Annotated in this window: 11 protein-coding genes and 1 tRNA gene; 3 read left to right on the top strand and 9 right to left on the bottom strand. The window is 65.2% G+C overall.

Annotated features, from left to right (window positions below):
* The 7 genes from FY036_RS04750 to FY036_RS04720 all read right to left on the bottom strand — a co-directional run.
* Positions 1–834 (bottom strand): biotin/lipoyl-containing protein (locus FY036_RS04750; RefSeq protein WP_148913556.1); only part of this gene is annotated, 834 nt, incomplete at its 3' end.
* A gap of 3 nt (positions 835–837) precedes the next feature.
* The gene (locus tag FY036_RS04745; protein WP_148913555.1) at positions 838–1,836 is read right to left on the bottom strand and encodes an alpha-ketoacid dehydrogenase subunit beta; all 999 of its coding nucleotides are present in this window, start codon (positions 1,834–1,836) and stop codon (positions 838–840) included.
* Positions 1,836–2,873: a thiamine pyrophosphate-dependent dehydrogenase E1 component subunit alpha gene (locus FY036_RS04740; RefSeq protein ID WP_148913554.1), complete on the bottom strand. Its 1,038-nt coding sequence runs from the start codon at positions 2,871–2,873 to the stop codon at positions 1,836–1,838. Before FY036_RS04740 ends, FY036_RS04745 begins: the two co-directional genes overlap by 1 nt.
* 2 nt (positions 2,874–2,875) lie before the next feature.
* Entirely contained in the window at positions 2,876–4,198 is a 1,323-nt protein-coding gene (locus FY036_RS04735) for an NAD(P)H-dependent oxidoreductase (RefSeq protein WP_148913553.1), read from the bottom strand.
* Positions 4,199–4,395: 197 nt separating this feature from the next.
* Positions 4,396–4,470 (bottom strand) — tRNA-Glu (locus FY036_RS04730).
* A gap of 84 nt (positions 4,471–4,554) precedes the next feature.
* Complete coding sequence (locus FY036_RS04725) at positions 4,555–4,971, bottom strand: VOC family protein (RefSeq protein WP_148913552.1); 417 nt, start codon at positions 4,969–4,971, stop codon at positions 4,555–4,557.
* Entirely contained in the window at positions 4,968–5,351 is a 384-nt protein-coding gene (locus FY036_RS04720; RefSeq protein ID WP_148913551.1) for a fimbrial protein, read from the bottom strand. Before FY036_RS04720 ends, FY036_RS04725 begins: the two co-directional genes overlap by 4 nt.
* A 23-nt stretch (positions 5,352–5,374) precedes the next feature.
* Between FY036_RS04720 and FY036_RS04715 the strand changes: the two genes are divergently transcribed.
* The gene (locus tag FY036_RS04715) at positions 5,375–6,424 is read left to right on the top strand and encodes an RluA family pseudouridine synthase (RefSeq protein WP_148913550.1); all 1,050 of its coding nucleotides are present in this window, start codon (positions 5,375–5,377) and stop codon (positions 6,422–6,424) included.
* Positions 6,425–6,594: 170 nt separating this feature from the next.
* On the top strand, positions 6,595–7,506 hold the full coding sequence (gene rpoH / locus FY036_RS04710; protein WP_148913549.1) for an RNA polymerase sigma factor RpoH: 912 nt from the start codon (positions 6,595–6,597) through the stop codon (positions 7,504–7,506).
* A 57-nt stretch (positions 7,507–7,563) separates the two neighbouring features.
* Here the strand turns inward: rpoH and FY036_RS04705 are convergent, their stop codons facing one another.
* A complete protein-coding gene (locus FY036_RS04705; RefSeq protein ID WP_148913548.1) occupies positions 7,564–9,135 on the bottom strand; it encodes a hypothetical protein in 1,572 nt (523 codons plus the stop codon).
* Positions 9,136–9,208: 73 nt separating this feature from the next.
* The gene (locus FY036_RS04700) at positions 9,209–10,507 is read right to left on the bottom strand and encodes an adenylosuccinate synthase (protein ID WP_148913547.1); all 1,299 of its coding nucleotides are present in this window, start codon (positions 10,505–10,507) and stop codon (positions 9,209–9,211) included.
* A 197-nt stretch (positions 10,508–10,704) separates the two neighbouring features.
* Here FY036_RS04700 and FY036_RS04695 point away from each other — a divergent pair, with 197 nt between their 5' ends.
* Positions 10,705–11,601 (top strand): DMT family transporter, encoded by an 897-nt coding sequence (locus FY036_RS04695; protein ID WP_148913568.1) that lies wholly within the window; start codon positions 10,705–10,707, stop codon positions 11,599–11,601.
* Position 11,602: the final 1 nt, after the last annotated feature.

Here is an 11,602-nt window from a genome sequence, read left to right as displayed (position 1 = left end):
GTTGACCGACAGCTTGTAGGCCGGCTCTTCGCCCTTCTCGCCCTTGAGGGTGGGGGCTGCGTCATTCAGCTGCTTGCGCAGCGCCAGAAGCGCGTCGATCTCGCAGTCGAGGGTGAGGTAGAAATGCGGGATGGTGCTCTTGGCTTCCACCAGCCTGCGCGCGATGGTCTTGCGCATGCTGTCGTGCGGGATGAGCTCGTAGGAGCCCTCCTCGAACAGCTTGAGCACCGCATCGTCGGACATCGGCTTCGGTGCAGGCGCGCCTGCTGCCGGAGCCGCCGCGGCATCGGCAGCCTTCGACGCAGGTGCTGCCTTGCCGCTCCCGGCAATCGCCGCGTCTACATCGACCTTCACCACCCTGCCCTTCGGCCCCGAACCGGAAACGGCGGAAATGTCGATGCCGGCGCCACGTGCCAAGCGACGGGCGAGAGGGGTTGCGCGGACGGCGCCTGCCGGCTCGGGCGTTTCCGAAGCAGCAGGCGCTGTCAGCGCGGGCCTGTCCTGGGAGGACGATACGGATGCGGAAGCTTGCGTCGGTTGCGCGGCCTCGGGTGCCTGCACGGGCTGGGCTCCCGCCTTTGCCTCGTGCTTTTCACCCTCGGCATAAATCCACGCGACGGCCTCGCCGACCGGTATGTCCACTCCCGGCTGTCCGGTGATGTTGCGCAAGATGCCGCTTGCCGGCGCGTCGATTTCCATCGCGGCCTTGTCGGTTTCGATCTCGAAAAGCACGTCGCCCTGTTTGACGGTTGCGCCTTCCTGGACATACCAGCGCGAGATCTGGCCCGTCGTCATGTCCATATCGACTTTTGGAAGGATGACCTCGACCGGCACGGTTCAGCGCCTTCCCGAGACGAGGTCGCGGATAGCCGCAACGATATCGGGCACCTGCGGCACCACCGCCTTCTCGAGTTCGGGATTGTAGGGAATAGGGGTTTCGGCCCCGCCCAGCCGCACGATCGGCGCGTCCAGATAATCGAAGGCGTCGCTCTCGGCGATGGTGGCGCTGATCTCGGCACCGATGCCGAGCGTCTTGACCGACTCATGCACGCTGACGAGACGCGAGGTCTTGCGCACGCTTTCGATGATGGTCTGACGGTCGAGGGGCCGCACCGTCTTGAGATCGATCACCTCGACGTCGATACCCTCGCCGGCGAGCGTCTCGGCGGCATCCAACGCCTTGTGCACCATGATCGAGGTCGCCACCACGGTTACGTCGCGCCCTTCGCGCCGCACCTCGGCCTTGCCGATCGGCACAGTGTAGTGGCCTTCGGGCACCGGGCCCTTCATCTTGTAGAGCAGCTTGTGCTCGAAGATCATCACCGGATCGGGGTCTTCGATGGCAGCAAGCAGCATGCCCTTGGCGTCATGCGGGGTCGCGGGCTGGATGACCTTCAGTCCCGGCACGTGGCCGAGCCACGCTTCGAGGCTCTGGCTGTGCTGTGCGGCCGCGCCCGTGCCGGAGCCTGCGGGAAAGCGCATCACGACAGGCACCGACACCTCGCCGCCCAGCATGTAGCGCATCTTGGCCGCCTGGTTGACGATCTGCTCCATCGCCAGCGTCGCGAAATCGGAAAACTGGAACTCGAAGATCGGCCGCATGCCGGTCATGGCAGCACCCACCGCCACGCCCGCGCCGCCAAGTTCGGAAATCGGCGTGTCCATCACGCGGTCGGCACCGAAGCGCTCGACCAGATCGCCCGTCACCTGAAACGCACCGCCATAGACACCGATATCCTCGCCCATAAGGAAGACACGCTCGTCGGCTTCCATGGCAAGCGCCATCGCCTCCTGGATGGCCTGCGCATAGCTCAGTTCACGCGGCGTCGCGTCCATCAGGCGGGCTCCTCGGTATATACGAACTGGGCCACGTCGCGCACATCCGGCGAAGGGCTCACCTTGGCGAACTCGATGCCTTCCTCGATCTCGCGTTTCACATCCTCGCGGATCGCCTCGATGCCCGCGTCGTCGATGATGCCGAACTCCTTGAGCTCGGTCTCGAAGGCGAGAATGGGATCGCGATTGGTCATCCAGTCGTCGATCTCTTCCTTGGTGCGATAACGGTTGCGATCGCTCTTGGAATGGCCGCGATAGCGGTAGGTCTTGGATTCGATCAGCGTCGGCCCCTCGCCGGCGCGCGCGCGCTCGACGGCGGCATGCGAGGCTTCCGCAACCTCGCTGAAATTGTTGCCGTCCACGATCACGCCAGGCATCGAATAGGCGACCGCGCGGTCGGCGATGTTCTTCACCGCAGTAGACCGCTCGGTCGAGGTCGACATGCCGTAGCCGTTGTTCTCGCACACGAAGATAACCGGCAGCTTCCAGACGGAAGCCATGTTGAGCGCCTCGTGGAACGCGCCCTCGTTGTTGGCTCCGTCGCCGAAGAAGGAGACGACCACCTTGCCGGTCTTCATCTTCTTGGCCGACAGGGCGGCCCCGACGGCGATGGGAATGCCACCGCCGACGATGCCGTTGGCGCCCAGATTGCCGCCCGCCACGTCGGCGATGTGCATGGAACCGCCGCGCCCCTTGCAGTAGCCCGTCGTCTTGCCGAAGAACTCGGCGAACATGCGCTTCACATCCGCGCCCTTGGCGATGCAATGGCCGTGGCCGCGATGGGTCGACGTGATCTGGTCAGCCGGCTGCAGCGGCATGCAGATGCCCATGGCGCTCGCCTCCTGCCCGATGGACAGGTGCATCGTGCCGTGGATCAGCCCACGCGTATAGGAATCCTCCGCCCCTTCCTCGAAGCGGCGGATCAGATACATCTTGCGCAGCACATCGCGCAGCGTGGCAGCGTCGTATTGCCGGAATGCGAAAGGCAGGTTTGCCAGCGCATCACCGCTTGCCGTTCGTTTGCGCGCAGCGCCCATGTTCAAGCCTCGCCGTAAACCAGTCTGTCCTGACGCGCGCGAAGCTCGGCGAGCTTCGAGCCCGGAGCCGTCGCGGCGTTTGCGTAGGTGATGAGTTCGCCCTTGGCGATCGGGGCGGTGACCGAGCCGCCCTGCAGCATCCCGCACGGGATGGCGCGCGCCGTGTGCGCTTCAGGAGCGGTCATGATCCACGCGCGATAGCAGTACTCGCCGATGGCATCGAGCTTGTCGCCGGGCTTCAAATCCTTCTTGGCCACGGCGCAGACCTCCGCCACGGGCGTTGCCAGCGGCACCATGTCGGCCTTGCCGTAAAGGACGGCGCGGGCGCAGGTCAGCGGCACTTCCAGGGAAGTCAGGTGATACGGGCGATGGAAGGTGAAGTAGGGACCCTTGCCCATTTTCAGGTCTTCCATGCGCTCGCTGATGCGTGGATGCGACATGTCGGCGACCACGAAGACACCGGGTGCGACACCCTTGCCTATGGAGTAGTCCACCACGCCGACCCTGGAGAGCACGCCGCCGTCCTTTTCCGGCACCAGCACCTTCGAAAGCTCGCCCAGCGTCGCGGCAGGACCGTGCATGCCGGGCCTGTCGGGCACCAGCCCGGTCGCATTGGCGATCGCCGCCATCTCCACCATGGTCTTGGAGCCGTCCACGAACTCCACCAGCATGCGCACGTTCATGTGCCGGCGGGCGGCTTCTTCCTCATATTCCGGCGGGGTCGCGTCGATGTTGAGCGGGTTGTTCTTGCCCTTGCCTGCGGCCACGATCGGATGGCCCATGGCCGAAACGAACTCGATCAGCTCCATGCACGACGAAGGCTCGTCGCCGGCGCCAAGCGAATAGACGACGCCCAGCCGGTCCGCCTCGCTCTTGAGGTAAGCGCCGATGGTGACGTCGGCCTCGACGTTCATCATCACCAGATGCTTGCCGTGTTCCATCGCGTGGAGGCCGATCTCGGCGCCCACGGCCGGAACGCCTGTCGCGTCGATGACGACGTCGATCAGGTCGTTGCCGTAGACGAGTTCGGCATCCCCGGTCACCGCGATCTTGCCGGCTTCCATCGCTTGCGTGACTGCGGCGGCATTGGACGCCTCGCGGGCGTGGCCCTTTTCCTGAAAGGCCACATCGACCGCCTTGACTGCATTGGGCAGGTTCAGCTCGCAGATCGCCCCGATCTCGATCCCCTGCATATGCGCGACGCGGGTGACGATGTCGGTCCCCATCTCGCCGGAGCCGATGAGGCCGATGCGGATCGGCTTGCCGGACTTGGCGCGTTCCTGCAGGTCGCGGGCAAGCCCGGTGGGGGCGACGTTAATGCTCATGACATGTTCCTCCGAACGGCTTCGCAGCCGCTTTCCATCATCAATATTGAACATCTGTTCTTCAATCAAGGCGAATGTTCAATTTCCGACCAAAGAATGAGCGATTGTGCTCGACGCGCAAGAGGTTGCACGCGAGGCGACGCAAATCGAGCCCAACGATGGGTTTGTGAAGGAGATTGGGCTTGTGGAGGAATTGCTGGTACGCCCAAGGGGAATCGAACCCCTGTTTGCGCCGTGAGAGGGCGCCGTCCTGACCGCTAGACGATGGGCGCTTGCCAGAACCGGCGATATAGAGGGGAATTTCGGTGATTGCAACCGTGACGACAGCTTTTTCCTAGCGCTGGGCCGAGGTCCCCCTAGTCGCGGCGGGGCTGTATCAGGTCGAAGAGATTGCCGTACAGGTCGGCGAACACGGCGACCGTGCCGTAGGCTTCGAGGCGGGGTTCTTCGTGAAAGGTCACCCCCAAGGCAACCATGCGCGCGTGGTCGCGCTCGAAATCGTCGGTCTCGAGGAAGAAGCCGACGCGCCCGCCGGTCTGGTCGCCGATGCGCGCTTCCTGCCGCTCGCCCGAAGCGCGGGCTAACAGGATTTGCGCGCCATCCTCACCAGCCGGCGCCATCACCACCCAGCGCTTGCCGCCGCCGAGGTCGAGATCTTCCACGAGGCGAAAGCCCAGCCTGTCGCGATACCAGGCGACGGCCTCATCATAGTCGCGAACGACGATGGAGACTGTGGCCAGCCGGCCAATCCGGGGTGCTGGACTGTCGGTCACTGTTCTTCCTGCACGGAAAAGCGCCCGATCATCCGCCCCTGCGCGGTGTCGTAGAGCATGATCGCGCGTTCGCCGCCGGCAAGTTCCACCTGCAGGCTGAGCACGCTGCCAGAGAGCGCCTGGCTGGCGATGCGCGCGCCGGCCGGCAACACGATCTCGCCCGTCAGCATCTCGCCCTCGGCAGGCAGGGGCAGGTCACTCACGGCCACCGGCGGCGTATCGCCCACCCGCGTCGCGCGGTAGACAAGCGCCACCACCACAGCCATAAGGGCCAGGAACAATATCCCCAGATTGATCGCGACGAAGCGGACAAGCTTGCGCCTGACCCTTTCCACCGCCGGGTCGAGCGGTTTTTCTTCCTCTTCGTCGTGATGCGTCATGAAATGTCCGGTCCGATTGATCGATGAGCGACCCTGATAACGAAGCCGACGCCGCATTGAAAGAGTTCGCAGCCGACGACGAGGCCGCAGGCAGCCGCCTCGATCAGTGGCTGGCGGGCAAGGTCGGCCCGGACCTGTCGCGCAGCCGCATCCAGGCGCTCATCCGCGAGGGTGCGGTCAGCGTCAACGGCGCGCCGGCAGGCGAGACCAAGCGCAAGCTTGCCGCCGGGGATGTCGTTACCATCACCCTGCCCGAGCCCGAACCGGCCGCCCCAGAAGGCGAGGATATCGCGCTCGATATCCTCTTCGAGGACGCCGACCTCATCGTCATCAACAAGCCGGCCGGCCTCGTCGTCCATCCCGGCGCGGGCAACTGGACGGGCACGCTGGTCAACGCGCTCATTCATCACTGCGGAGACACGTTGTCGGGCATCGGCGGCGTCAGGCGGCCGGGCATCGTCCACCGCCTCGACAAGGACACCAGCGGCGTTCTCGTGGTCGCCAAGAACGACCGCACCCACCGGGCACTCTCGGAAGCCTTTGCCGACCATGGCCGTACCGGCGATCTCGAACGCGCCTACGATGCGCTTGTGTGGGGCACGCCGGCGCGCGTGTCGGGCTCGGTCGATGCCTATCTCGGCCGGTCCGGCACCGACAGGACGAGACAAGCGGTGGTGCGTGAAACGGCGGCCGATGCCCGCCATGCTGTCACGCACTTCACGATCCTTGAACGCTTCGGCGAACGGCCCGACGCCACGGCCATGGCCTCACTTGTCGAGTGCCGGCTGGAGACGGGCCGCACCCACCAGATACGTGTCCACATGGCGCATATCGGCCACCCGCTGGTCGGCGACCAGGAATATGGCCGAGCCTTCTTCACCAAGGCGAACAAGCTCGGCGACCCGCTGGCGTCGCTGGTGCGTGGTTTTCCGCGGCAGGCGCTGCACGCCCGCCTGCTGGCGTTCAGGCATCCCCGCACGGGCGAGTTGATGCGCTTCGAGGCGCCTTATCCCGACGATTTCGCGGAACTCGTGACGGGCTTCCGTCGTTGGGGTCACGACAGCAAAAGCTGAGTGCGATTGTTCACTTTGGCGTGACAAAGTGTTTCGGCTCGTTACGTGCCGTGCAATCGCCGCAAACGTACCTATATAACACCCACGGTGAGGTGCGCCCGGGGCGCGGCCTCTCCGCTTGCCCGCCGATACCGGGGGCATGACACGCTCAAGAGAGGGAGGGCGCATTTATGGCCCAGTCACTACCCAGCATCGTTTCCGGAGAAGGCGGCCTTTCGCGCTATCTCGAGGAAATCAGACGTTTTCCCATGCTCCAGCCGCAGGAAGAGTACATGCTCGCCAAGCGCTATCATGAGCATGAAGATACCGGCGCTGCACACAAGCTCGTAACAAGCCATCTGCGTCTCGTGGCGAAGATCGCCATGGGCTATCGCGGCTACGGCCTGCCCATCGGCGAAGTGATTTCCGAGGGCAATGTCGGCCTGATGCAGGCGGTGAAGAAGTTCGAGCCCGAGCGCGGTTTCCGCCTCGCCACCTATGCCATGTGGTGGATCAAGGCCGCTATCCAGGAATACATTCTGCGCTCGTGGAGCCTCGTGAAGATGGGCACCACCGCGAACCAGAAGCGCCTGTTCTTCAACCTGCGCAAGGTGAAGGGCAAGATTCAGGCCCTCGACGACGGCGACCTGAAGCCCGACCAGATCGCGGAGATCGCGACCCGCCTCAACGTGTCGGAGGAGGAGGTCGTTTCGATGAACCGCCGCCTCTCCGGCGACGCATCGCTGAACGCGCCGATCCGTGCCTCGGAAGGCGAATCCGGCGAATGGCAGGATTGGCTCGTGGACGACCACGAGAGCCAGGAAGCCATGCTCATCGAGCAGGACGAACTGGAGAACCGCCGGGGAATGCTCTCGGATGCCATATCGGTGCTCAACGAGCGCGAGCGCCGCATCTTCGAGGCGCGTCGCCTCTCGGACGAACCGATGACGCTGGAAGAGCTTTCGGCCGAGTTCGACATCAGCCGCGAGCGTGTGCGCCAGATCGAGGTGCGCGCATTCGAGAAGGTTCAGGATGCGGTGAAGGCGGCCGCCCGTCGCCAGGCACAGTCGCTGCGCACCATCGACGCCGAACCGGCGCACTGAATTTAAAGAACTGTTTGAAATCGAAGCCGTCGCGTCGCAGGACGCGACGGCTTTTTCTTATCCGCTCGTTGCCGCGTCCCAGGCCTGCATGACTTCCTGGAAGACCCGGTCGCCGGGGATACCCTTTTCCATCGAAAGCAGCGCGCGGCGGCCCGACTGGTAGACGATCGGGATATCCACCCAGCTCTGGCGGCGTAGCAGGGTCATGTTGGCTTCGATCTCGGCCGGCGCGTCGCCCAGCGCGATCAGGAAAAAGCCATCGGCGATCTTTGCCGGAATGCCGATGAGCGGGTTGCCCGCCGCCTGCTCGGTCTCCTTGAAGGAGATGCGCGAGACGTTGGAAATCGCACCGCCCGAAAAGCCGTCCGGCGTCAGGAAGATCATTTCAATGATGTGGCTGGCCGGCAGCGTATCGTCGCCGTTGCGACGGATCGTCATGCGAAGCTGCACGTCCTTGCCGGGGATGGTCGCCTCAGCACGGATCGCCGGTTCCGGGGGCAGGTCGCCGCCGGGTGATTCCTGCACCGTCGACCAGACGATGGAGCCCATCTCGGCCGAGCCCTGCGCAGCGCTGGTGCGCTCCTCGTAGAAGATCGCGCGCTGCCCCACCGCCACGCCGGGCGTGGTCGGGTCGGCACCTTCCTGCCCGGCCTCGGCGGCTTCCTCGCCGCCCGGCTGTGCATCGGTCTGGGCTTCGCCCGGCTGGGCGACGGCGGCTACCGACGTGCCCTCGCCTACGCTTCGCTCCCCGCCCGCCGGGCCTTCGTCGACTTCGGTGCCGTCGGGCATCAACCGCTGCGTGAATTTCTCGGCATCCGTCGGGGCGGCCTGCTCGGCGCCTTCTTCGGCAGGAGGCGGCAGCGCTGCCACTTCCTCTTCCTGCGCCGCCGGTTCCTCGGCGGGAGGCTCGGTTTCGGCCACTTCCCCGGACGGCTCGGTGGCGCCGTCTGCAGCCGTTTCGGAAGCCGGCGGAGTGGTATCGAGAGCCACAGGCGCAGACAGGTCGCCCCTGTTCATCCAAAGCGCATAGCCGCCGCCGGCGACGACCAGCAGCGCGACGAGCGCTGCAATCAGCCCGAAGCGACGGTTCGTACCCGTCTTCCTTGCCGGTTCCCTACGCTCGCGGCGGTCTGCGACCACGGCATCTGCTGCCGGCGCGTCCTGCCGTTCCTCGGGTTCGACATCGTCACGGGCGGGGTCGAAGGCCCGCGAAGCCGCCGCCTGACGCGGAGCATCGTCCGCCGCGCGCACAGGGATGGGAGCAGGCGAGGTTGCCTCCTCCGTTTGCCCCGCCGGGTTCGTCAAATCCGGCTTCGGCGCAACGGGAGCGGGCGCAACGGGAGGCGACGGGGGCGTGGTGGCAACGGATTCCAGCGCTGCGAACGCATCCTCGAGACCATCGTCCTCCTCCGCCTCTGCTTCCGCGTAGTCGGCGCGCACGACAGCGATCGCGTCTTCCAGCGCCTTCTTCTGCCGGTCGATCACGGCCTGCGGCGGCGCCGGGTTTATGGCGGCCAGCTTGGCGTCGATGGTGGTGCGGGCCTTGTCATAGACTTTCTCACGCATCTCGGGCGTGTTGTCGCCGAGCGCGCCGATCGTCTTTCTCAGAACCGCTACGAAATCCGCCATTATCTAACCTGTCCTCGCATGGCTCCGGAGCGGCGGGAGGACCAAATCAGCCGCTTCGGAAAGGTTGCCGAACCTAGTCTTGAAACGGGTCCGTAACAAGTATCGTGTCCTCGCGCTCGGGGCTGGTCGACAAAAGCGCCACCGGCGCGCCGATCAGTTCCTCGATATAGCGCACATATTTCACCGCCTGCGCGGGCAGGTCGTTCCAGCTCCTCGCGCCGGCGGTCGTGCCCTTCCAGCCTTCGAGCGTCTCGTAGATCGGCTCGACGCGCGCCTGAGCGCCCTGACTAGCCGGCAGATAGTCGATCGTCTCCCCGTCGAGGCGATAGCCGGTGCACACCTTGATCTCGTCCAGCCCATCCAGCACGTCCAGCTTGGTAAGCGCGATGCCGTCGATGCCGTTGACAGCAACCGCCTGCCGCACCAGCACGGCGTCGAACCAGCCGCAGCGGCGCTTGCGCCCCGTTACGGTGCCGAACTCATGGCCGCGCGTGCCGAGGAACTCGCCGACCTCGTTGTCCTGCTCGGTGGGGAACGGGCCTTCGCCCACGCGAGTGGTGTAGGCCTTGGTGATGCCCAGCACGTAGCCGATGGCGCCAGGGCCGACGCCCGAGCCGGTCGCCGCCTGCCCGGCGATGGTGTTCGACGAGGTCACGAACGGGTAGGTTCCGTGGTCGATGTCCAGAAGCGTACCCTGCGCGCCTTCGAACAGGATGCGCTCGCCCGCGCGGCGCGCATCGTCGAGTATCTTCCACACCCGGTCCATGTAGGGCAGGATCTGGTCGGCCACCGAGGTCAGCTCCTGCATGATCGTCTCGTGCGCAACCTCGCCATGGCCCAGCCCACGCCGCAGCGCGTTGTGGTGCGTGAGCAACCGGTCGACCTTCGCCGGCAAGGTTTCCATGTCAGCCAGATCCATGACCCTGATTGCCCTGCGCCCGACCTTGTCCTCGTATGCCGGGCCGATGCCGCGCCGCGTGGTACCGATCTTCGTGCCCGAATTTGACGCGGCGTCCTCGCGGAAGCCGTCGAGCTCCCTGTGAAGGGACAGGATAAGCGCGGTGTTTTCGGCTATTTTCAGGCGGTCCGGGCCGATATCCACGCCCAGCTCCCTGATTCGCGACATTTCGGCCACAAAGGCGTGCGGGTCGAACACGACACCGTTGCCGATGACCGAAAGCTTGCCGGGACGCACCACGCCGGAGGGAAGCAGAGACAGCTTGTAGACCTTGCCGTCCACCACCAGCGTGTGGCCGGCATTGTGCCCGCCCTGGAAGCGCACGACCACGTCGGCGCGCTGCGACAGCCAGTCGACGATCTTGCCCTTGCCTTCGTCGCCCCACTGCGAACCGACGACCACCACATTGGCCATGGAAACTTCCCTTCTCGCTGCGCCCGGCGGGCGGCCGGGCAAAATGACAGGCCTCTATAGCGTCAAGTGTTCCAATGCGCGACCCCGCAAACGCATGCCCGGTCCGCACGACCGACGATTGTTGCCGCTGGCTCATTGACGCCCACGGATACGAGGGGTACGCGCGCCAGACGTCCCTCTCGCCTCCGGCCGCATCCATGTTCCGCAACGCCTATGTGCTTCTCCTGCTGACCACCCTGTTCTGGGGCGGCAACGCCATTGCCGGCAAGCTGGCGGTCGGCCACATCACCCCGATGCTGCTGACGACGCTACGCTGGGCGATGGCGCTTGCGATCATGGTGGCGATCGGCCTGCCGCAACTGCGCCGCGACTGGCCGGTCGTCAGGCCCAACCTGCTTTTCCTGTTCGCGCTGGGCACCGCCGGTTTCACGCTGTTCAACGCAGCGCTCTATTCCGCGCTGACCTTCACGACGGCTATCAACGTGTCGATCGAGCAGGCCGGCATGCCGATGTTCATCTTCCTGGCCAATTTCCTGCTCTACCGCATGGGCGTCTCGCTCGGGCAGATCGTCGGCTTCACCATCTCGGTGGTCGGCGTCGCACTCACAGCCGCGCATGGCGACCTGACGCGCCTTGCCCAGCTCGACGTCAACTTCGGCGATGCGCTCATGCTGGCCGCCATCCTTCTCTATGCCGGCTACACGGTGGCGCTGCGCTACAAGCCCGCGATCCACTGGAAGAGCGTGATGCTGGCGCTGAGCGCAGCGGCGCTGGTATCGTCCCTGCCCTTTGCGGCGTGGGAAATCGCAACCGACAGGGCGATCTGGCCCGACATGCGCGGCTGGGTCATCGTCGCCTATACCGCGATCCTGCCCTCCATAGCGGCGCAGGCTTTCTACATCCGCGGCGTCGAGCTGATCGGCGCCAACCGCGCGAGCCTGTTCATCAACCTCGTGCCGATCTTCGGCACACTGCTGTCCATCGTGATACTGGGCGAGGATTTCCACCTTTACCACGCCGTCGCGCTGGCGATGGTGCTGGGCGGCATCTGGCTTGCCGAGCATAGCGGCCGCAAGCGGGCGGCAGCGCAATAAG

It is taken from the genome of Neoaquamicrobium microcysteis (assembly GCF_008180155.1).
GTDB classification, from domain to species: Bacteria; Pseudomonadota; Alphaproteobacteria; order Rhizobiales; family Rhizobiaceae; genus Aerobium; species Aerobium microcysteis.
This window is presented reverse-complemented; position numbering and strand designations above follow the sequence as displayed.